This is a genomic window from Actinokineospora sp. NPDC004072, from assembly GCF_053604195.1.
This window is the reverse complement of record NZ_JBSGHB010000006.1, coordinates 133,719-154,555: the sequence shown is the minus strand read 5'-3', so window position 1 is coordinate 154,555 and position 20,837 is coordinate 133,719. Positions and strand designations below refer to the sequence as shown.

The window sequence follows — 20,837 nt, the reverse complement described above, 5'->3', positions numbered from 1 at the left end:
AGGATTGGCCCGTGAAGTGGAGCCGGGCCGTACACCATCTGACCGACCTCGCCGAGTCCTGCGCCCGGCTCGCCGACTCGCCCGTGGTGGCGCTGCGGGTGACCGAGCTGTGGGTGGCAGGCGACCTGCTCGGCCCGGTGGCCGACGTCGACACCGTGACCGTCGCGCTGGTCGTCGACCTGCCGTCGGTCCCGTGGCTGACCACCCCGCCCGGCGCCCAGCACTGGGCCGCCGCCTCCCGCATGGCCCGCGGCCCGTTCACCGCCTACTGGCGCACGACCCCGGTGTGGAACCACCGCATCCACCGCCCCGCCCTGATCTGGGACGGCGAAACCCGCACCGACGCCCTCACCGCCATCGCCGAAGGCCGCGGCGAGGACATCCGCCTCCCCGCCCCCGACGACCTGGCCGCCCGCGTGGCCGCGGAGGCCGCGACCAGCCTCGCGGCCCTGCGCGAGGCGTCAGCGTCCTACGCGGAGTCCCGCTGGCGCCCCGGCAAGCTCGAACCCCGCGCCGACGCCCTGTGGGAAGCAGGCGCGGGCTACCTCGACCTGCGCGCCGCAGCCGAGGACCTCGGCTTGTCCGTCTGACCGGTCGCCTCCCGGACACCCCGCACCGCGAGCTGGTCAGCCCGCTCGTTCTCGGGATGCCCCGCATGCCCCTTCACCCAGTGCCACCGCACCTCATGCCTCGCCGCGGCCTCATCCAACCTGCGCCACAGATCGGCGTTCAGCACCGGTTTCTTGGCGCTGGTCTGCCACCCGTTGGTCTTCCACTTCCGCATCCACGAGGTGACACCGTTGCGGACGTAGGTGCTGTCGGTGTAGACGTCCACGACCGACGGCCGCGTCAACGCCTCTAGGGCCCGGATAGGAGCCATCAACTCCATCCGATTGTTGGTCGTCGTCTCCGGCTCCCCGCCGTACAACTCCCGCTCATACCGCCCATACCGCAGCACCGCCCCCCAGCCTCCCGGCCCAGGATTCCCACTGCACGCCCCATCCGTGAAGATCTCAACAACCGTCTCGCCCTGCACCCCGTCCCCACGCCCGTCCGACGGCAACACCGGCTCACCCGGCGATGGCGAGGGTGCCGACGCAGGAGCACGCCTCGCCGGTGGGTTGTCCGAGGACATAGGGCCTCCAGGTCATTCATCGGTTGAGCTAGGGATGCGCGCTACTCGAAGTCCGTGTCGGAGAACCACTCCTGGCCTTCGATGCGCATCGCCTCATCCCAGTTGGTCGCGATTATCGTGCCGTCTGGTCTTTGAAAGCGTTCACGCGCCCGCTCGAGGATCTGCTGCACATCCTCGTAGAGGCCGTCCAGCTCGCCGCGTTCAGCGCTGTTGATCCGCTGCCTGAGGCGATGGGGGAGGCCGGCCCGAGGGCCGAGGGGGCCGAACGAAGCCATGTCCGCGGACGAGTCCTCCTCGGCGTCGCCCAACTCGATGACCCGCACAAAGGGTGTGTAGTAGGCGAGCATGAAACGATCCATCGATATTTCGAGGGCGACCGTCTCGATGTCGTCCTCCTCGGGGTCGAACGCGCTCAACCGCATGTGCCCCGCTGGCCGGGGGAAGTGGGCCACGCAAGCGAAAGCGATCCAGGGCGGCGATCCGTTGATGCTGCTGACCGAGCGCTTCTGCGCGACTATCTTGCTGCGCAGGGTGGACTCGACTCCGCTAGATCTCCCCTTCGCTTCCGCGACCACCCACCCCTTGGTCGTGGGACCGAAGAGCAGCCCTGTCTTCTCGGATGTCCAATTCCAGCGCCAGCTGGGAGCGGACCAGTCGGGATTCTCGGAGGGTGCGTCTCAAGTATGCAGGCACGACCGATACGCGGTGGAGCCACTCGTACGCTGACGCCATACCGCGCCTACCCCTGTGCGCAGGCGCCCGGCCAGTGATGAATAGCGCATGGGCTAGGTCATCGGAGGTGAACGTCAGATCACCCCACCTGGGAACCGCGCCGGGCGGGAAGGCTTCGGCCTCGAACCTGACCTGGATGTCCGGCGACGGGTTGGTGTTCACAGGCACTCCGTATGCGGGCGCCCTACCCGAGCGCCGTTCGTGTCACCAGCCGCGGGCCCGCCACTCGTCGAGCTTGGGGCGTTCGGTGCCGAGGGTGGAGTCGTCGCCGTGGCCGGGGTAGAACCAGGTCTCGTCCGGGAGCTCGCCGAACACCCTGGCTTCCAGGTCGTCCATGAGGCTGGTGAAGTCTTCGGGGGTGTTGGTCCGGCCTGGGCCGCCGGGGAAGAGGGAGTCGCCGGTGAAGAGGTGGGGGTGGCCTTCGGGGTCGCGGTAGAGGAGGGCGATGGAGCCGGGGGTGTGGCCGCGCAGGTGGATGACCTCCAGCTCGCACTGGCCCACCGGGATCCGCGCGCCGTGCTCGACCAGGTGGTCCGGGGGGACGGGGAGCGGGTCCGCGTCCAAGGGGTGGGCGACCGTTTCCGCGCCGAACGCGCCCGCGATCGCGCCCAGGGCCTGCCAGTGGTCACCGTGCTGGTGGGTGGTGACGATGGTGCGCAGGGTCGGGCGGTCGGGGCCGTGGCCGATGAGGTCGGACAGGCGGGTCGGGTCGTTGGCGGCGTCGACCAGCAGGCTCTGCCGGGTGGCCCGGCAGGTCAGCAGGTAGGCGTTGTTGTCCATCGGGCCGACCGAGACCTTGGTGATCGTCAGGTCGCGCAGCGTGCGGCGGGTGGCAGGACCGTCGGGGGCGACGTGGCCGGTGTAGGTGTCGACAAGCTCCACGGCGGTGACGGTACCCGCCGCGATCACGCTGCTCCGTACGGTCTATGGTGTTACCCGCACGTAACCTGATCATCGGTGGTGTGGCCTGTGGCGAAGACGAAGCGCAAGGTCAGCTGGGACGTCGTCCGCGTCGTCGCCGTGCTGGGCGTGGTCGTCGGGCACATCACCCGGCAGGGGCCTGAAGACCACCCGGAGTTAGGTCCCTTCGCCGTCTACCTGCCGGTGCTCTTCGGTGCGAACACCCTCCTGGCCATCTCCGCGTTCTTCGTCTGCGTGACCGTCCGCCGCGGGCGCACGCTCCGCTGGTTCGGGCACAAGCTCGCCCGGCTCCTGCCGTCCTACTTCGTCGCCGTCGTCGTCACCTACCTCGTGCTGCGGCTGGTCGCCCCCGGCTTCGGCTGGTTCACCCCCGACAGCACCGACCTGGTCGCCAACCTGCTGCTCATCCAGACCTGGTCGAAGGAGTTCGACTTCATCGACGGCTCCTACTGGACGCTGCCCGCCCAGGTCACCGCCTTCGCCTTCGCCGCGATCTTCGCCCCGCGCCGGTGGCTGCGCGGCCCGGTGCTGCTCGGGCTGCTGTGGGCGCTCATCATCGTCCCCGCCGTCATCCAGCTGCTCCTGCGCCGCTACGACGACGAGGTGCTCCGCCTCTTCTACGACGGGCTGACCCTGCACCGCGCCGCCGTGTTCGGCGTCGGGGTGGCGGTGTGGCTGTGGACGCGCGACCGGATGTCCGGCGCCCACCTCGTCGGCTACACCGTTGCCATGCTCCTCGGGATGGAGCTGCACACCCGCTCGGAGGACTCCGCCTCCACCATCGCCTTCGGCGTCGCCCTGCTCGTGCTCGCCGCCGCGGCGGGCGGGCCGGACTGGAACATCGGGCCGCTGGCCCGGCCGGTCGCCTGGCTCGGCGGCATCTCCTTCGGCGTCTACCTGGTCCACCAGGAGCTCGGCTACGTCATCGCCCGCGCGCTCGTCGACATCGGCGTCGGCCCGACCGGGCGGTTCCTCACCTGCCTCGCGGTCGCCGTGCTGCTGGGCTGGGCGCTCACCCGCGCCGTCGAGCGGCCCGCGCACGCCTGGCTCACCGGGGCCATCGACCGGGCGGGCAGCCGGGACGAGCAGGCTCAGCCCCAGGGGCCCAGCTCCGGCGGCTCGCCGGTCAGCCCGTCGGCGGAGCCGCGGCCGGTCAGCCAGCCCAGGACCGCCGCGGCCGGGCCCGCGACGGCCCGGGGCTCGTCGCCTGCCAGCGGCACCGACAGCTGACGCCCGTCGGGCAGGTCCACCGTCAGCTGGACCGGCCCGTCCTCGGCGCGGCGGCCGCGCACGGCGACGTCGAGCAGCAGGTCCAGGTGCGCCGGGTCCACGTCGGTGAAGTCCAGGCCCGCGTCCAGGTCGACCAGGTGCACCCAGATCTCGAACAGCCGCAGCTCGGGGATCTCGGCGGCGGCCATCGACCGGCCGGACGGGTGGGTCAGCGCCGTCGACCAGTCCTCCACGGCCAGCCTGCCCGCCTCGTGCAGGAAGCGGTCGCCCGCGGCGATGAGGTCCTCGCGCTGCACCCTCGCCATCCGGTCGGCCCCGTCGGCGATGTCGGCGTCGCGGTCGGCGCGGCTGGGGTAGGCCGGGTGCTCGATGCCCGTGCGGGCCCACGTGAGCAGGTTCACCAGCGCGTCGGCGTTGCGGGCCAGGTGGGTCACCACGTGGCCGCGGGTCCAGCCGGGCAGCAGGCTCGGCCCGGCCAGCGCGCGCTGGTCCAGGCCGGACACCGCGGCCACCAGCGGACCGGTGGCCGCGCGCACGGCCCGCAGTGCGGCCGCGGCGCGGTCGGCGTGAACGGTCGTGGCCGTCGATCCCGTCATGGAATGTCCCTCGTGCTGGGTGACTGTGAACGGAAGCAGCGCCGCCCCCACTCGGCCGCCCCCCACCCAGGTTAGGGGGTTTCGGCTACTCTCGGGTACCGCTCCGCGGGTGCATCGGGACGGCGCGACCGCCAGAATTGTCGGTGCACCCGCCTAGCATGCGCTCGGCCACCGCCGTGGCCGTTCACCCCGTCGCGTGTCCGCTCGTGACCAGCAGCGACGGGCCAACCTGCTCGACCGAAGGGACCTGCAGTGGCGGACCGCCTTGTCGTTCGCGGCGCCCGGGAGCACAACCTGCGCGGCGTCGACCTCGACCTGCCCCGGGACAGCCTGATCGTGTTCACCGGCCTGTCCGGGTCCGGCAAGTCGAGCCTGGCGTTCGACACCATCTTCGCCGAGGGCCAGCGCCGCTACGTGGAGTCGCTGTCGGCCTACGCGCGGCAGTTCCTCGGCCAGATGGACAAGCCCGACGTGGACTTCATCGAGGGCCTCTCGCCCGCGGTGTCCATCGATCAGAAGTCCACCAGCCGCAACCCGCGGTCCACCGTGGGCACGATCACCGAGGTGTACGACTACCTGCGCCTGCTCTACGCGCGGGCGGGCAAGCCGCACTGCCCCGCGTGCGGCGAGGCGATCAGCAGGCAGACCCCGCAGCAGATCGTCGACCAGGTGCTGGCCATGCCCGAGGGCACCCGCTTCCAGGTGCTCGCCCCGGTCATCCGCGGCCGCAAGGGCGAGTACGTCGACCTCTTCGCCCAGCTCCAGACCCAGGGCTACGCCCGCGCGCTGGTCGACGGCGTGCTGCACCAGCTCAGCGACCCGCCGAAGCTGAAGAAGCAGGAGAAGCACGAGATCGCCGTCGTCATCGACCGGCTGACCGTCAAGGCCAGCGCCAAGCAGCGGCTCACCGACTCGGTGGAGACCGCGCTGCGCCTGGCCGACGGGCTGGTCGAGCTGGACTTCGTCGACCTCGACGAGCACGACCCGCAGCGCCGCCGCGGCTTCTCCGAGCACCTGGCCTGCCCCAACGGCCACCCGCTGGGCGTGGAGGACCTGGAGCCGCGCTCGTTCTCCTTCAACTCCCCCTACGGCGCCTGCCCGCAGTGCACCGGCCTGGGCGTGAAGAAGGAGGTCGACCCGGAGCTGGTCGTGCCCGACGACGAGCTGTCCCTGGCCGACGGCGCGATCGCCCCGTGGGCGGGCGGGCAGACCGCGGAGTACTTCACCCGGCTGCTCGGCGCGCTCGGCGAGGCCGTCGGCTTCCGCATGGACACCCCGTGGCGGCGGCTGCCCGCCAAGGCGCAGAAGGCCGTGCTGCACGGCATCGGCGAGCAGGTGCACGTGCGCTACCAGAACCGCTACGGCCGCGAGCGCTCGTACTACGCCAACTACGAGGGCGTCATCCCGTTCCTGGAGCGCCGCCAGGAGCAGACCGAGTCGGAGTTCATGCGGGAGAAGTACGAGGGCTACATGCGGGAGGTGCCCTGCCCGGCCTGCCAGGGCACCCGGCTCAAGCCGGAGATCCTGGCCGTCACCCTCGCCCACGCCGACCAGGGCGACCGCTCGATCGCCGAGGTCTCGGCCATGTCGATCAGCGAGTGCGCCCGGTTCCTCGACGGGCTCACCCTCGGCAAGCGCGAGGCGATGATCGCGGGCGCGGTGCTCAAGGAGATCCAGGCCCGGCTGCGCTTCCTGCTCGACGTCGGCCTGGACTACCTGTCGCTGGACCGCGCCGCGGGCACGCTCTCCGGCGGCGAGGCCCAGCGCATCCGGCTGGCCACCCAGATCGGCTCCGGCCTCGTCGGCGTGCTGTACGTGCTGGACGAGCCGTCGATCGGCCTGCACCAGCGCGACAACCACCGGCTCATCGAGACGCTGACCAGGCTGCGCAACCTGGGCAACACGCTGATCGTGGTCGAGCACGACGAGGACACCATCCGCGCGTCGGACTGGGTGGTCGACATCGGGCCCGGCGCGGGCGAGCACGGCGGCCAGGTGGTGCACAGCGGCACCTTCAAAGAGCTGCTGAAGAACAAGAAGTCGCTGACCGGGGCGTACCTGTCGCGCCGGGAGGAGATCCCGACCCCGGCGATGCGCCGCCCGGTCGACCGCAAGCGCCAGATCACGGTGGTGGGCGCGCGCGAGCACAACCTGCGCGGCATCGACGTGTCGTTCCCGCTGGGCTGCCTGGTCTCGGTGACCGGCGTGTCCGGCTCCGGCAAGTCCACTTTGGTCAACGACATCCTGGCGACCGTGCTGGCCAACAAGCTCAACGGCGCCCGCCAGGTGCCGGGCAGGCACACCCGGGTCAACGGGCTGGGCGCGCTGGACAAGCTGGTCCAGGTCGACCAGTCGCCGATCGGCCGCACGCCGCGGTCGAACCCGGCGACCTACACCGGCGTGTTCGACAACATCCGCAAGCTGTTCGCCTCGACCACCGAGGCGAAGGTGCGCGGCTACCAGCCCGGCCGGTTCTCGTTCAACGTCAAGGGCGGGCGCTGCGAGGCGTGCGCTGGCGACGGCACGATCAAGATCGAGATGAACTTCCTGCCGGACGTCTACGTCCCGTGCGAGGTGTGCAAGGGCGCGCGGTACAACCGCGAGACCCTGGAGGTGCACTACAAGGGCAAGACCATCGCCGAGGTGCTGGACATGCCCATCGAGGAGGCCGCGGCCTTCTTCGAGCCGATCAAGGCCATCCACCGGTTCCTCAAGACCCTGGTGGACGTCGGCCTGGGCTACGTGCGGCTCGGCCAGCCCGCCCCGACCCTCTCCGGCGGCGAGGCGCAGCGGGTCAAGCTGGCCAGCGAGCTGCAGAAGCGCTCCACCGGCAAGACGGTCTACATCCTCGACGAGCCGACCACCGGCCTGCACTTCGAGGACATCCGCAAGCTCCTCGGCGTGATCAACGGCCTGGTGGACAAGGGCAACACCGTCATCGTCATCGAGCACAACCTCGACGTCATCAAGACCTCGGACTGGATCATCGACCTGGGCCCGGAGGGCGGCTCCGGCGGCGGCACGGTCGTGGCCGAGGGCACCCCCGAGGACGTCGCCGCGGTGGCCGAGAGCCACACCGGGAGGTTCCTCGCGAAGGTGCTGTGAGTTGCCCGGACGGCCCGGGCGCGTCACCATGACCCGTCTGGATGTATCCGGAGTGGTCGGCGGTGCTCCTCTGTGTACGAAGACCACGAGGAGGCGCCGTCATGACCAGCCCGCGAGACCTGGGAGCCCGGGTCGTCCAGCCCCAGCGCCGCACCGCGGCCCGGCTGTCCCTGCTCGGCGGGGATGACGACCGGCTGCTGGCCTGGGATGCGGTGAAGGGCATCACCGCCCCCGCCGAGTTCCGGCTGGTCGGCGGTCCGCCGCGCCGGGCCCGGGAGCTGGCGGGCCGTGCGCGGTGACGTCCCCGTCGGCCCGGCCCGGTCGAGCGCGGCCGGGCTGTCGGCGCGCCTGCGCACCGCGCTCGGACCGGGAGTGGTGTTCGACCGGCAGGTCGTCCCCGGCGCCCGGCTCGCCGTGTCGGTGGTGGTCGGGACGCGCGTGGACACCAGCGGCTTCGGGCGGTGGGCGCGGCAGGCGCGGCTGCCCGCCGTCGTGGTGGAGGTCGACGGCGCCACCACCTTCGTCGGGCCGCTGGCCGAGCCCGGCCGACCGGGGTGCGGCGAGTGTGCCCGGGTGCGGCGGGTGGCCGCGGCGGCCGCGTCCGGCCAGGACGAGGCCACGACCCGGGTCAGCGCCGAGCTGATCGACGCCGAGACCACGACCCGGGTCGGGATGAACGGCCTGCTCGGCGCGGACGCCGAGGCCACCACGCGGGTCGACGCGGCGCTGATCGACGGCCCGACAATGGTCGTGGCGATGGATGACCCGGTGGTGCGGCTGCTGCGGGAGCCGGGGCAGTTGCGCGACCACGTGGCCGAGGTGCGCGACGGCCAGGTGCTCTGGCACCGGGTCATCCCGCTGCCGGACTGCGCGGTCTGCGGCGGCGCCGACGGCATCGGCACCGTCGCCCTGCCCGACACCGACGACCCGGCCGAGCTGCTGGAGGCGCTGGCGGGCTGGGTGGACCCGCTGACCGGGGTCATCCCGTGGCTGAGCGTGCGCCGGCCGCTGCCCGGCGGCGCCTACGTGGTGACCGCGGCCCCGCCGCACCGCGTCGACGGCGGCCTGGCCCACCCCATGCCGGTCGGCTGGGGCAAGGGCATGGACGAGGTGGGCGCGATCCGCTCGGCGGTGGGCGAGGCGATCGAGCGCTACGCCGCCAGCCTGCCCGACCCCGGGCGGCTGCGCTGGGCCCGGCCCGCCGACCTCGACGGCGACGTGCTCGACCCGCGCGAGCTGCCGCTCTACGAGCCCGACCAGTACGCCCGGGCGGAGTTCGCCCCCTTCGACCGCCGCGTCGACCACCCGTGGGTCCGCGGCACGTGGCTGCACGACGGCAGGCCGGTGTGGGTGCCCGCCGTCCTGGCCTACCTGCGGCTGGCCGTGCTGCCCGAGCACCTGATCTGCCAGGGCACCTCCAACGGCCTGGCCGCGGGCCCGGACGCCGAGACCGCGGCCGTGCACGCCGTGCTGGAGCTCGTCGAGCGCGACGCCATGCTCGCCGCCTGGCTCACCGGGGCCCGCGGCCGGTTCATCCAGCTCGACGAGACGCTCGACGCCGACCTGGCCGACGCGGTGGACGCGCTGACCGACGAGGGCCACACCGTGGAGGTGCACCTGCTGCCGACCAGCACCTACGGCGCGACCGCCGCCGCGCTCGCCCTCGGCGACGGCAAGCGGCTGCCCGGCGTCGCCGTCGGCCTCGGCTGCGCCCGCGACCCGCGCGAGGCCGTCCGCCAGGCCATCCTCGAACTCGCCCAGGCCGCACCGCACCTGACGGCGCTGCTGCGGGCCAAGGCCCACCGCGTCCCGGAGCGGCCCGAGGACGTGCGCACCATGCTCGACCACGCCGCCTTCTACTTCCGCCCGGACCGCGTCGTCGCCTTCGACCGCCTCCGCTGCGGCGGCACGACGCTGCTCGCCGACCTCCCCGAGACCGGCGCCCCCGCGTCGACCACCGACCTCGCCGGGGTCCTCGGCGCGTCCGGCATCCGCGTCGCCCTGGTGGACGTGACCAGCGCCGATGTCGCCACGGGCCCGTTCCGGGTGGTCCGCGCGGTCAGCTCGCGCCTGCAACCGCTGACCTACGGCCACGGCAACGACCGGGTGGCCGTGCCCCGGCTGCGCCCGCGGCTCCTCCCAGCGCACCGCCGCACGATTCACCCGATCTGGTAGGAAAGCACTGAACCGCCCGTTGACCCGGGGGCATCGGGTCGCGGGCGGTTCGGTGTGCTCAACGAGGCAGCGCCGCCGAGGTTCCGGCCAACTCGCGATCATTCTCGGCCGGGGTGGCGGGGTCGTCGGTCATGGCGCGCTCGTCGAACGGGAGGCCGCCGGAGAGGACGGCGTGCGCGCGGCCGCGGTCGAACTCGCGGGTCCAGGTGCCGACCAGCACGGTGGCCACGGCGTTGCCCGCGAAGTTGGTCAGCGCCCGCGCCTCGGACATGAACCGGTCGATGCCCACGATCAGGCCCACGCCGTCGACCAGGTCCGGCCGGTGCGACTGCAGCCCGCCCGCCAGCGTCGCCAGGCCCGCGCCGGTCACCCCCGCCGCGCCCTTCGACGCGATGACCATGAAGACCAGCAGCGAGACCTGCTCGCCCGCCGACAGCGGCGCGCCCGTCGCGTTGGCCACGAACAGCGTCGCCATCGTCAGGTAGATCGCGGTGCCGTCGAGGTTGAAGGAGTAGCCGGTCGGCACCGTGATGCCCACGACCGGCCTGCTCACCCCCAGGTGCTCCATCTTCGCGATCAGCCGCGGCAGCGCCACCTCCGACGACGAGGTGGACAAGATCAGCAGGAACTCCCGGCCCAGGTAGCGCAGCAGCGAGAACAGGTTGACCCGCGCGACCAGCCACAGCAGCGGCCCCAGCACCGCCACGACGAACAGCAGGCACGTCGCGTAGAAGCCGAGCATGATCACCGCCAGGCCCCCGATCGCCGCGATGCCCGTCTCGCCGACCACGGCGGCGATCGCGCCGAACGCGCCCACCGGGGCCACCCACATGATCATCGCCAGCACCCGGAAGACCAGCTTCTGCAGGTGCCCGATGCCGCGCAGGACCGGCTCGCCCGCCGGGCCCATGCGCTGCAGCGCGAACCCGACCAGCAGCGCCACCAGCAGCGCTTGCAGCACCTCGCCCTCGGTCAGCGCGGAGAGCAGCGTCGAGGGAATCACCCCGAGGAGGAACTCGGTGGTCGTCTTGGACTCCTCGACCTGCGACGCGCCGGTGGCCGCCGCCTCCGCGGTCAGGCGCAGGCCGTCGCCGGGGTGCAGCAGGTTGCCCACGAGCAGGCCGATGGCCAGCGCGACGGTCGACATCACCAGGAAGTAGCCCAGGGCCAGACCGCCGACCCGCCCGACGCTGGCAGCCTTGGCCACCGAGCCGATGCCGAGCACGATGGTGCAGAAGATGACGGGGCTGATCATCATCTTGATCAGCGCGACGAACCCGGTGCCCAGCGGCTTGAGGTCCTTGGCCTGCTCGGGCGCGATCAGGCCGACGGCGACGCCGAGCACGACGGCGGCGATGACGGCCAGGTACAGCCAGTGCGTGCGGTCGCGGCGGGAACGGGACACGGGCGCCTCCCCAGGTCGGTGGGTCCGACCTTGGCGCGGGCTGTGGCGTGGGTCACCATTGTGGTCATAGCGTGCACGCATGAGCAGGCGCAGACCGTGGAGCCTGGCCCGCAGGCTGCTCGTCCTGCAGGGGGTGATCGTCGCGGTCATCGTGGCCGGGGGAGCGGCGCTGGCCTGGGTCGACGTCGCCGAGCGGGCCGAGGAGTCCAGCGCGGGCACCGTCACCGCGCTGGCCCGCGCGCTCGCCGACACCCCGATGGTCGCCGAGGCCGTGACCGGCGCCGACCCCACCCGGGTCCTCCAGCCCTACACCGCGGCGGTGCTGGCCGACACCGGGATCGACTTCATCACGATCATGGCCCCGGACGGCACCCGCTTCACCCACCCCGACCCGCGGCGCATCGGCGGCAAGTTCCTCGGCACCACCGCGCCCGCGCTGGCCGGGCAGGCGTTCACCGAGACCTACACCGGCACGCTCGGCCCGTCGGTGCGCGCCGTCGTCCCGGTCTTCGGGCCGGACCGGCAGGTCATCGCGCTGGTCGCGGCGGGGATCACGGTGGCGGCCATCAGCGACGCCGTGGGCGACCGCGTGCTCGGGCTGCTGGCCGTCGCGGGGGCGGCGCTGGTCGTCGGGACGGCGGGCAGCTACCTGGTCAGCCGCCGCCTGCGCAGGCAGACCGGTGGCCTCGCCCCCGCCGAGCTGCGCCGGGTGATCGGCTACCACGAGTCGATCCTGCACGCCGTCCGCGAGGGCCTGGTCCTGCTCGATGCGGACCATCGCGTCACCCTCTGCAACGACGGCGTCCGCGCGCTGCTCGACCTGCCCGCCGACGCCGAAGGCAGGCGCGTTGACGAGCTGGGACTGCCGTCCGCCCTGGTCGACAACCTCGTCGCCGACACCGAGATGCACGACGAACTCCACCTGACCGACACGCGGGTGCTGGTCGTCAACTCCTCGACGGTGCGGGTCGACGGCAGGCCGCTGGGCACCGTCGTCACCCTGCGCGACCGCACCGACCTCCAAGCCCTCACCGGCGAACTGGACACCGTCCGCGGCTTCACCGAGTCGCTGCGGGCGCAGGCCCACGAGGCCGCCAACCGCCTGCACACCGTGGTGTCCCTGGTCGAACTGGGCCGCGCGGACGAGGCGATCGCGTTCGCCACCGAGGAGCTGGCGCTGGCCCAACGCCTCACCGACCAGGTCGTCGCCGCGGTCGATGAGCCGGTCCTGGCCGCCCTCCTGCTGGGCAAGGCAGCCCAAGCCGCCGAACGAGGCGTGGACCTCCAGGTCGACGCCGCCCCGGCGCCCTTCGACCGCATCCCCGCCCGCGACCTGGTGACCATCCTCGGCAACCTGATCGACAACGCCATCGATGCCGCCGCCACCGCCCCCGCGCGCCGCACCGTCGCCGTCCACACGACCCGCGACGGCCCGGACCTGGTCCTCACCGTCACCGACACCGGCCCCGGCCTGCCCCCGAACGCCTTCGACCGCGGCTGGTCCACAAAGGACGACGGGCGCGGGCTCGGCCTGGCGCTCGTCGCCCAAGCCGTGCGGCGGTGCCGGGGGACCATCGAGGTGTCCACGGGACCGGGCGCGGAGTTCCTCGTCCGACTGCCGCTGGGGGAGCGCTCATGATCACGGTCTTGGTGGTGGAGGACAACCCGATCGCCGCAGAAGCCCACCGCACCTACGTCAGCCGAGTCCCCGGCTTCACACCCAGCGGCGTCGCCCACTCAGCCCGCGCCGCGCTGCGCTTCCTGGAAACCACCCCGGTCGACCTGGTCCTGCTGGACCTCTACCTCCCCGACACCCACGGCCTGGACCTCCTCCGCACCCTCCGCGCCACCGCCGTCCCCGCCGACGTGATCGCCGTGACCTCCGCCCGAGACCTGGCCGTCGTCCGCTCCGCGGTGTCGGCGGGCGTGGTCCAGTACCTCCTCAAGCCCTTCACCTTCCCCGCCCTCCGCGCCAAACTCACCGCCTACGCCCACTACCGAACCCGCCTGTCCACCACGACGACGGTGAACCAGTCCGAAGTAGACAGCGCCCTCGAAGCCCTCCGCGCCCCCACCGCCCTCCCCAAGGGCATGAGCCCCCAAACCCTCACCACCATCACCACCGCCCTCCACACCGCAGGCGAACTGACCGCCACAACCGCCGCCGAGGCCACCGGCGTCTCCCGCCCCACCGCCCGCCGCTACCTCGAATACCTGGCCACCCACGCCCAAGCCACCCGCCACCCCCACTACGGCCCAGTAGGCCGCCCCGAACTCCACTACCGCCCCACCCCACCCCGCTAGCCCGTCATCCGCTAGCCCGTCACCCTGCTGGCCCGTCGCCCGCTAGCCCCTTCACCCCGTTAGTCCGCGACTTCGCTAGCCCCCGTCACCCGCAGCCCGCACCCCACTCAAGGCAGCTCCGCCACCCCGATCGGCCCGCGTCCCCGCCTCACTCCGGCACGCCCAACCGCCCTCTCGCCGCGTCGGGAACGGCTCATGGCTCTCTCCCGCGCGGCGGTCTCGTCACGGCATCGTCCGGGTGCGACCGCCGCACGCTGCCCAGCTCGCAGCGGCGTCGTCTGGCCGCACCCGCGCCAGACCCCTTGGCGGCGGCGACCAGGCAGGTGGCGTCCGCGCTGCGGTCGGCCGCCCGCTCCGCTGCCCGGGTCGCCGCCCCGGTCGGCTCAGTACACCGGGCCGGTGTACTTCTCGCCGGGGCCCTGGCCCGGCTCGTCGGGGAAGGCGGATTCCTCGCGGAAGGCCTTCTGGAGGGATTGGAGGCCGTCGCGGACGGGGGCGGCGTGGGGGCCCAGGTATTCGGCGGCGGCGGTGACCAGGCCTGCCAGGGCGGTGATGAGGCGGCGGGCCTCGTCGAGGTCGCGGTGGGGGCTGGTGGCGGGGTCGGGGGCGGAGAGGCCGAGGCGTTCGGCGGCGGCGGACATCAGCATCAGCGCGGCCCGGCTGATGACCTCCACGCTGGGAATCTCGGCGAGGTCGCGGGCGTTGTCGTCCTCGGCGGGCCGGTGGACGTCAGGGGTGTCGTTCACGGTCTGCTACCATTCCACGTGCGACCAGCCCCCGTTCGGCGGGGGCGGCAAAGTGGAGCCCCCGCTCCCACCCGAGTCACCGCAGGTGGCCGGGTCCGGTCAGCCCCTGGTGGGCTGTATTCGGTCGGAAGCGGGCCCCGCGCCATCTGGCGACGGGGCTCGACGCATTGGGGTCCCGCGACGCCGGTCGTGCGAACTTAGCCACACCGAGGAGGCCCCATCAGCACGGAGACACGCATCAACGACCGCATCCGCGTGCCGGAGGTCCGCCTGGTCGGACCCAACGGCGAACAGGTCGGGATCGTGCGCATCGAGGACGCGCTCCGCCTGGCGCAGGAAGCGGACCTTGATCTCGTCGAGGTCGCACCCCAGGCTCGTCCGCCGGTCTGCAAGCTCATGGACTTTGGCAAGTACAAGTACGAGAGCGCGCAGAAGGCCCGCGAGTCCCGGCGGAACCAGGTGCTCACGGTCATCAAGGAGCAGAAGCTCCGGCCGAAGATCGATTCCCACGACTACGAGACCAAGAAGCGCAACGTCGTGCGCTTCCTCGAGGGCGGGAACAAGGTCAAGGTCACCATCATGTTCCGCGGGCGCGAGCAGTCCCGCCCCGAGCTGGGCTTCCGGCTGCTGCAGCGACTCGCCGAGGACGTGCGCGAGCTGGGCTTCGTGGAGTCCTCGGCCAAGCAGGACGGCCGGAACATGATCATGGTGCTGGCCCCGCACAAGAACGTGAAGCCCAAGCCGAAGGGCCCGGCAGGCCGCCGCGACGGCGAAGCGGCCGATGCCGACGCCGCCCCGGCCGAGGCCACGCAGGCCACCGCGGAGACGCCGGTGGCCGACGGCTCCGCCGCGGAGTGACCGGGACACCCCCGACTGTCCACCCCGATGCCGCCCGCTCCCCTCGCGGGGCGCGGGCGGCGTGAACCGAGGATCGAACATGCCCAAGATGAAGACCCACAAGGGGACCGCCAAGCGGGTGCGGATCACCGGCACCGGCAAGCTGCGCAGGCAGCAGACCGGCCTGCGCCACCGCCTCGAGAAGAAGTCGAGCAAGGAGACCCGCGACCTCTCGGGCACCACCGACGTCGCCAAGCCGGACGTCTCCCGCGTCAACCGGCTGCTCGGCCGCTGACCCCCTCGCACATGCCCACCCGGGCGGCCACCCCCGCCGCCCACTAGATCGACAGGACAACCACAGTGGCACGCGTGAAGCGGGCGGTCAACGCCCAGAAGAAGCGCCGCACCACCCTGGAGCTGGCCAGCGGCTACCGCGGCCAGCGCTCGCGGCTGTACCGCAAGGCCAAGGAGCAGGTGCTCCACTCGCTCAACTACGCCTACCGCGACCGCCGCGCGCGCAAGGGCGACTTCCGGCAGCTGTGGATCCAGCGGATCAACGCCGCCGCCCGCCAGAACGGCATGACCTACAACCGGTTCATCCAGGGCCTCAAGGTCGCCGGGGTCGAGGTCGACCGCAAGATCCTCGCCGAGCTCGCCGTCAGCGACCCGGCCGCCTTCACCGCCCTCGTCGAGATCGCCCGCGCCAACGCGGACGCGCAGGGCAAGGCCGCTTCCTGAGCACCGCACCGCGACCCGGGGTGTGCACCGAACGCACGCCCCGGGTCGCCGCCGCGCGGGCCCTGACCCGCCGGCCCGGCCGGGAGAAGGCGGGCCGTTTCCTCGCCGAGGGCGCCCAGGCCGTCCGCGAGGCCCTCACCCACGGCCGCGTGCACGAGGTGTTCTTCACCGCCGACGCCGCCGACCGCCACCCCGACCTGCTGCACGCCGCGCAGGACGCGGGCGCGCGCGTGTCCGAGGTCACCGACAAGGCCGCGGCAGGCCTGTCCGAGACCGTGACCCCGCAGGGCGTGGTCGCCGTCTGCGACCTGGTCGACAAGCCGCTGGAGACCGCGCTCGCAGGCGCCCCCACCCTGGTCGCGGTGCTGGTCGGCATCGCCGACCCCGGCAACGCAGGCGCCGTCACCCGGGTCGCCGACGCCGCGGGCGCCGACGCCGTGGTCTTCGCGGGCGACACCGTCGACCCGCACAACGGCAAGTGCGTGCGCGCCTCCACCGGCAGCGTCTTCCACCTGCCGATCGCCCGCACCCGCGACGTCCCCGCCGCGCTGGCCGCCTGCCGGTCCGCGGGCCTGCGCCTGGTCGCCGCCCACGGCTACGCCGAGCACGACATCCACACCGCCGACGTGGGTTCGCCGACGGCCTGGGTGTTCGGCAACGAGGCCCACGGGCTGGACGAGCCGACCCTCCGCGCGTGCGACACCGCCCTGCGCATCCCCCGGTACGGGGCCGCCGAAAGCCTGAACCTGGCCACGGCGGCGGCGCTGTGCCTCTATGAAACCGCCAGAGCCCAGCGCCGACCCACCCGATGAGGTAACTCGCTGCGGGTGGGCCGGTGCGATCACTTAGGATCGGGCTGCTCACCCGGCGCTCGGGTGCGTGCCCTGGCCACCAACGGGAGCTGTCTGCCAACCATGTCCGGAGCCAACGACCCGTACGACCCGAAGGAGGTCGCGGCGCTGTCGCCGCAGACCCTCCAGGCCGCCGTGGACGCAGCGCGCGCCGAGTTCGCCGCCGCGGCCGACCTCGACGCCTTGGCCGCGGTCAAGCCCGCGCACCTCGGCGACCGCTCGCCGCTGCTGCTGGCCCGCCGGGAGATCGGCGCGCTGCCGCCGCAGGCGCGGTCGGAGGCCGGGAAGCGGGTCAACGAGGCGCAGATCGCCATCAAGGCCGCCTTCGACGAACGCCGCGCCCGCCTGCAGGCCGAGCGCGACGAGCGCGTGCTCCGCGAGGAGGGCGTGGACGTCACCCTGCCCTGGGACCGCGTCCCGCGCGGCGCCCGCCACCCGATCACCACCCTGTCCGACCGCATCGCCGACGTCTTCGTCGGCATGGGCTACGAGGTGGCCGAGGGCCCGGAGCTGGAGGGCGAGTGGTTCAACTTCGACGCCCTCAACTTCAAGAAGGACCACCCGGCGCGGACGATGCAGGACACGTTCTACGTCGCCCCCGAGGGCAGCGGGCTCGTGCTGCGCACGCACACCTCCCCCGTGCAGATCCGCTCGCTGCTAGACCGCGAGCTGCCGGTGTACGTGGTGTGCCCGGGCCGCACGTACCGCACCGATGAGCTGGATGCCACCCACACCCCGGTGTTCACCCAGGTCGAGGGTCTGGCCGTGGACAAGGGCCTGACGATGGCCCACCTCAAGGGCACGCTGGACGCCTTCGCCAAGGCCATGTTCGGCGCGGAGTCGCGGGTGCGCCTCCGCCCGTCCTTCTTCCCGTTCACCGAGCCGTCGGCCGAACTGGACGTGTGGTTCCCGGAGAAGAAGGGCGGCGCGGGCTGGGTCGAGTGGGGCGGCTGCGGCATGGTGCACCCCAACGTGCTGCGCGCCTGCGGCGTCGACCCCGACGTGCACTCCGGCTTCGCCTTCGGCATGGGCATCGAGCGGACGCTGCAGTTCCGCAACGGCATCCCGGACATGCGCGACATGGTCGAGGGCGACGTCCGGTTCACCCTTCCCTTCGGCACGGAGGCGCAGTGAGGCTCCCGGTGAGCTGGCTCGTCCAGCAGCTCGAACTGACCGACGACACCAAGGACCTCACCCCGGAGCAGGTGGCCGAGGCGTTCACCCGCATCGGCATCGAGGTCGAGGAGCTGGCCCCGCTCGGCCCGGTCACCGGCCCGCTGGTCGTCGGCCGCGTGGCCGAGATCGAGGAGCTGACCGGCTTCAAGAAGCCGATCCGCTACTGCACCGTCGAGATCGGCGACCCGCTGATCACCGACCCGCTCGACGACCACCCCGACCCGGTCGACCCGCACGCCCCCGCGACCACCCAGGTGATCTGCGGCGCGTCCAACTTCGTCGAGGGCGACCTGGTCGTGGTGGCGCTGCCCGGCGCGGTGCTGCCCGGCGGCTTCGCGATCACCGCGCGCAAGACCTACGGGCGGGTCAGCAACGGCATGATCTGCTCGCTGAGCGAGCTCGGCCTCGGCGACGACCACAGCGGCATCCTCGTGCTGCCCAGCGGCGAGGCCGCCCCCGGCGACGACGCCGTGGAGCTGCTCGGCCTCACCGACACCGTGATCGAGGTCGCCCCGACCCCGGACATGGGCTACTGCTTCTCCGTGCGCGGCCTGGCCCGCGAGCTGGCGTGCGCGCTGGACCTGCGGGTCATCGACCCGGCCGCGGTGGAGGTCCCGCCCGCCGAGGGCGAGAGCGTGCCGGTGGCCATCGAGGACCCCGACGGCTGCTCCCGCTTCGTGGTGCGCCGGGTCAGCGGCATCGACCCGACCGCGCCGACGCCGTGGTTCATCCGCGGCAGGCTCGCGCTGGCGGGCATCCGGTCGATCTCGCTGGCCGTCGACGTGACGAACTACGTCATGCTGGAGACCGGCCAGCCGATGCACGCCTTCGACACCGCGCGGCTCACCGGCGGGCTCACCATCCGGCGCGCGCAGCCGGGGGAGAAGCTGGTGACCCTCGACGACGTGACCCGCACGCTGGACCCGGACGACATCGTGGTCTGCGACGACACCGGCCCGATCTCGCTGGCGGGCGTGATGGGCGGGGCGTCCACCGAGATCACCCCGGAGAGCACCGACATCCTGCTCGAAGCCGCGATCTGGGACCCGGCGTCGATCGCCAGGGCGGTGCGCAGGCACAAGCTGCCGAGCGAGGCGTCCAAGCGCTTCGAGCGCGCGGTCGACCCGGCGCTGCCGCCGTCGGCCCTGGAGCGCGCCGCCCGGCTGCTGCGCGAGTACGGCGAGGGCCGCATCCAGCCCGGCCGCACGGATGTCGGCAACCCGACCATGCCCGCGCCCGTGGTCATGGCGATGGACCTGCCCGACCGGGTGGCGGGCATCCGCTACCCGCGCGGGGTGACGGTCACCCGCCTGCAGCAGATCGGCTGCACCGTGGACGTCGGCGCGGACGAGGCGGGCACGCCCACCGTCACCGCGTACCCGCCGTCCTGGCGCGCGGACCTGCTGCAGCCCGCGGACCTGGTGGAGGAGGTCCTGCGCCTGCAGGGCTACGACACCATCCCGACCGAGCTGCCCGCGGCCCCGCCCGGGCGCGGCCTGACCGCGGCCCAGCGGCGCAAGCGCGCCGTCGGCCGGGCGCTGGCCGAGCACGGCTACGTCGAGGTCCTGCCGTTCCCGTTCCTCGACCCCGCGGTGTTCGACGCCTTCGGCCTGGCCGCCGACGACTCCCGACGGCGGACGCTGTCGGTGCTCAACCCGCTGGAGGCCGACCGCCACGCGCTGGCGACCACCCTGCTGCCCGGCCTGCTGGACACGCTGGTGCGCAACGTCTCCCGCGGCGCGCGCGACGCCGCCCTGTTCCACATCGGACAGGTCGTGCTGCCCCGCCACCAGCCTGCGCCGATGCCGGAGGTCCCGGTCACCGGCCGCCCCGGCGACGACGAGCTGGGCCAGCTGGCGGCCGCGCTGCCGAACCAGCCCGTCCACGTCGCCGCGGTCCTGGCGGGCCACCGCACCCGCGCCGGCTGGTGGGGCCCCGGCGAGCAGGCGAGCTGGGCCGACGCCGTGCAGGCCGCCCGCACCGTGGCCGAGGCCGCGGGCGTGGAGCTGACCGTGCACAAGTCCGACCTGCTGCCCTGGCACCCCGGCCGCTGCGCGGAGCTGCGCGTCGGCGGGTTCCCGGTGGGGCACGCGGGCGAGCTGCACCCGAAGGTCGTGGAGGCCCTCGGCCTGCCCGCGCGGACCTGCGCGATGGAGCTGGACCTCGACGCTATGCCGCTGGTCCAGTCCCGCCCGGTGCCGATGGTCTCGCCGTACCCGCCGGTCCTGCTCGACGTGGCGCTGGTGGTCCCGGCAGAGGTCCCGGTCGCCGAGGTCGCGCAGGCCCTGCGCGCCGGCGGCGGCGCCCTGCTGGAGGACCTGTCGCTGTTCGACGTCTACACCGGCGAGCAGGTGGGCGAGGGCAAGCGCTCGCTGGCCTACGCCCTCCGCTTCCGCGCCCCCGACCGGACGCTGACGGTCGAGGAGGCGACCACGGCCCGCGACGCCGCCGTGGCCGCCGCCGCGGACCGCTTCGGCGCGGTGTTGCGCGGCTGACCCGGGATGGGCGGGCAAGTGCTCGCCCATCCCGCGCCGCGCGGTCCAGTGCTCGACGTGTGGCCTGAGACCCCGTGGGTCACAGGCTGCACGCCGGTGCCGACTGCCGGGCCAATGCTGCCTCGTGGGTTCGTGAGGCGCAGGTGAGTGCCGAGACCCGGGTGCGGATGCGCCCCGGGTGCACGAGTTGAGGCCGGGACTCCCGTCTGTCTGCGTGTGCGCAGGCCGAAGGCGTGGATGGTGAGCGGCTAGGTGCCGCGCGCTAGTCCCGGCGGGTGTGGGCTCGACCAGGGTAGGGCGGCGCACTTCGCCCCACCTGAGAGAGGGTGCGTGCCCAAAGCTCGGAAGCCTGGAGTGGCGGGGAGCTGGGGCGTGGTGGGTGCGCCGGGGA

Annotated in this window: 18 protein-coding genes and 1 pseudogene; 13 read left to right on the top strand and 6 right to left on the bottom strand. The window is 72.9% G+C overall.

The genetic code is table 11. The features are described 5' to 3' along the window. Window positions 1–11 precede the first annotated feature (11 nt). Complete coding sequence (locus ACWEPX_RS11455) at window positions 12–590, top strand: DUF7711 family protein (RefSeq protein WP_451897026.1); 579 nt, start codon at window positions 12–14, stop codon at window positions 588–590. On the opposite strand, the gene rnhA is transcribed toward ACWEPX_RS11455, so the two are convergent. The 3 genes from rnhA to ACWEPX_RS11440 form a co-directional block, all read right to left on the bottom strand. Then, window positions 542–1,036 (bottom strand): ribonuclease HI, encoded by a 495-nt coding sequence (rnhA, locus tag ACWEPX_RS11450; RefSeq protein ID WP_451897025.1) that lies wholly within the window; start codon window positions 1,034–1,036, stop codon window positions 542–544. The two genes, ACWEPX_RS11455 and rnhA, sit on opposite strands and share 49 nt — an antisense overlap. 140 nt (window positions 1,037–1,176) lie before the next feature. Next, the gene (locus ACWEPX_RS11445; protein ID WP_451897024.1) at window positions 1,177–1,710 is read right to left on the bottom strand and encodes a hypothetical protein; all 534 of its coding nucleotides are present in this window, start codon (window positions 1,708–1,710) and stop codon (window positions 1,177–1,179) included. 361 nt (window positions 1,711–2,071) lie between these two features. Then, window positions 2,072–2,749, bottom strand: coding sequence for an MBL fold metallo-hydrolase (locus ACWEPX_RS11440; protein WP_451897023.1), 678 nt, complete (start codon window positions 2,747–2,749; stop codon window positions 2,072–2,074). An 87-nt stretch (window positions 2,750–2,836) separates the two neighbouring features. Here ACWEPX_RS11440 and ACWEPX_RS11435 point away from each other — a divergent pair, with 87 nt between their 5' ends. Further along, on the top strand, window positions 2,837–4,018 hold the full coding sequence (locus ACWEPX_RS11435) for an acyltransferase family protein (protein WP_451897022.1): 1,182 nt from the start codon (window positions 2,837–2,839) through the stop codon (window positions 4,016–4,018). Here ACWEPX_RS11435 and ACWEPX_RS11430 read toward each other — a convergent pair. Further along, window positions 3,994–4,614 (bottom strand): annotated as a pseudogene (locus tag ACWEPX_RS11430) (maleylpyruvate isomerase N-terminal domain-containing protein); the annotation flags it as partial. The gene ACWEPX_RS11435 and the pseudogene ACWEPX_RS11430 sit on opposite strands and share 25 nt — an antisense overlap. Before the next feature lie 252 nt (window positions 4,615–4,866). Between ACWEPX_RS11430 and uvrA the strand changes: the two are divergent. The 3 genes from uvrA to ACWEPX_RS11415 all read left to right on the top strand — a co-directional run bounded on the left by uvrA (window position 4,867) and on the right by ACWEPX_RS11415 (window position 9,894). Beyond that, a complete protein-coding gene (gene uvrA, locus ACWEPX_RS11425) occupies window positions 4,867–7,719 on the top strand; it encodes an excinuclease ABC subunit UvrA (RefSeq protein ID WP_451897021.1) in 2,853 nt (950 codons plus the stop codon). 101 nt (window positions 7,720–7,820) lie between these two features. After that, on the top strand, window positions 7,821–8,018 hold the full coding sequence (locus ACWEPX_RS11420) for a hypothetical protein (protein ID WP_451897020.1): 198 nt from the start codon (window positions 7,821–7,823) through the stop codon (window positions 8,016–8,018). Then, window positions 8,008–9,894 carry a TOMM precursor leader peptide-binding protein gene (locus ACWEPX_RS11415; protein ID WP_451897019.1) on the top strand — a complete coding sequence of 629 codons (1,887 nt, stop codon included), beginning with the start codon at window positions 8,008–8,010 and terminating at the stop codon, window positions 9,892–9,894. Before ACWEPX_RS11420 ends, ACWEPX_RS11415 begins: the two co-directional genes overlap by 11 nt. 58 nt (window positions 9,895–9,952) lie before the next feature. Here the strand turns inward: ACWEPX_RS11415 and ACWEPX_RS11410 are convergent, their stop codons facing one another. Beyond that, window positions 9,953–11,299, bottom strand: a complete 1,347-nt coding sequence (locus ACWEPX_RS11410; RefSeq protein WP_451897018.1) for a cation:dicarboxylate symporter family transporter — start codon at window positions 11,297–11,299, stop codon at window positions 9,953–9,955. Between the two features lie 79 nt (window positions 11,300–11,378). On the opposite strand from ACWEPX_RS11410, the gene ACWEPX_RS11405 reads away from it, so the two are divergent. Further along, window positions 11,379–12,938, top strand: a complete 1,560-nt coding sequence (locus ACWEPX_RS11405; RefSeq protein WP_451897017.1) for an ATP-binding protein — start codon at window positions 11,379–11,381, stop codon at window positions 12,936–12,938. Beyond that, complete coding sequence (locus tag ACWEPX_RS11400; RefSeq protein WP_451897016.1) at window positions 12,935–13,603, top strand: response regulator; 669 nt, start codon at window positions 12,935–12,937, stop codon at window positions 13,601–13,603. The genes ACWEPX_RS11405 and ACWEPX_RS11400 overlap by 4 nt, the downstream gene beginning before the upstream one ends. A 383-nt stretch (window positions 13,604–13,986) precedes the next feature. On the opposite strand, the gene ACWEPX_RS11395 is transcribed toward ACWEPX_RS11400, so the two are convergent. After that, complete coding sequence (locus tag ACWEPX_RS11395; RefSeq protein WP_451897015.1) at window positions 13,987–14,349, bottom strand: DUF1844 domain-containing protein; 363 nt, start codon at window positions 14,347–14,349, stop codon at window positions 13,987–13,989. 219 nt (window positions 14,350–14,568) lie between these two features. On the opposite strand from ACWEPX_RS11395, the gene infC reads away from it, so the two are divergent. The 6 genes from infC (at window position 14,569) to pheT (ending at window position 20,446) form a co-directional block, all read left to right on the top strand. Further along, a complete protein-coding gene (infC, locus tag ACWEPX_RS11390; RefSeq protein ID WP_451897207.1) occupies window positions 14,569–15,207 on the top strand; it encodes a translation initiation factor IF-3 in 639 nt (212 codons plus the stop codon). Window positions 15,208–15,286: 79 nt separating this feature from the next. Next, entirely contained in the window at window positions 15,287–15,481 is a 195-nt protein-coding gene (rpmI, locus tag ACWEPX_RS11385) for a 50S ribosomal protein L35 (protein WP_451897014.1), read from the top strand. 65 nt (window positions 15,482–15,546) lie between these two features. Next, on the top strand, window positions 15,547–15,924 hold the full coding sequence (rplT, locus tag ACWEPX_RS11380; protein ID WP_451897013.1) for a 50S ribosomal protein L20: 378 nt from the start codon (window positions 15,547–15,549) through the stop codon (window positions 15,922–15,924). 20 nt (window positions 15,925–15,944) lie between these two features. Continuing rightward, window positions 15,945–16,736, top strand: a complete 792-nt coding sequence (locus ACWEPX_RS11375; protein ID WP_451897012.1) for a TrmH family RNA methyltransferase — start codon at window positions 15,945–15,947, stop codon at window positions 16,734–16,736. A gap of 102 nt (window positions 16,737–16,838) precedes the next feature. After that, entirely contained in the window at window positions 16,839–17,909 is a 1,071-nt protein-coding gene (pheS, locus tag ACWEPX_RS11370; RefSeq protein WP_451897011.1) for a phenylalanine--tRNA ligase subunit alpha, read from the top strand. Beyond that, complete coding sequence (gene pheT / locus ACWEPX_RS11365) at window positions 17,906–20,446, top strand: phenylalanine--tRNA ligase subunit beta (protein ID WP_451897010.1); 2,541 nt, start codon at window positions 17,906–17,908, stop codon at window positions 20,444–20,446. The genes pheS and pheT overlap by 4 nt, the downstream gene beginning before the upstream one ends. Window positions 20,447–20,837: the final 391 nt, after the last annotated feature.

Bases quoted from the DNA above. Each gene is read 5' to 3' on its own strand.
- ACWEPX_RS11400 (WP_451897016.1), top strand. From the start codon at position 12,935: ATGATCACGGTCTTGGTGGTGGAGGACAACCCGATCGCCGCAGAAGCC.
- pheS (WP_451897011.1), top strand. From the start codon at position 16,839: ATGTCCGGAGCCAACGACCCGTACGACCCGAAGGAGGTCGCGGCGCTG.
- ACWEPX_RS11405 (WP_451897017.1), top strand. From the start codon at position 11,379: ATGAGCAGGCGCAGACCGTGGAGCCTGGCCCGCAGGCTGCTCGTCCTG.
- ACWEPX_RS11420 (WP_451897020.1), top strand. From the start codon at position 7,821: ATGACCAGCCCGCGAGACCTGGGAGCCCGGGTCGTCCAGCCCCAGCGC.
- rpmI (WP_451897014.1), top strand. From the start codon at position 15,287: ATGCCCAAGATGAAGACCCACAAGGGGACCGCCAAGCGGGTGCGGATC.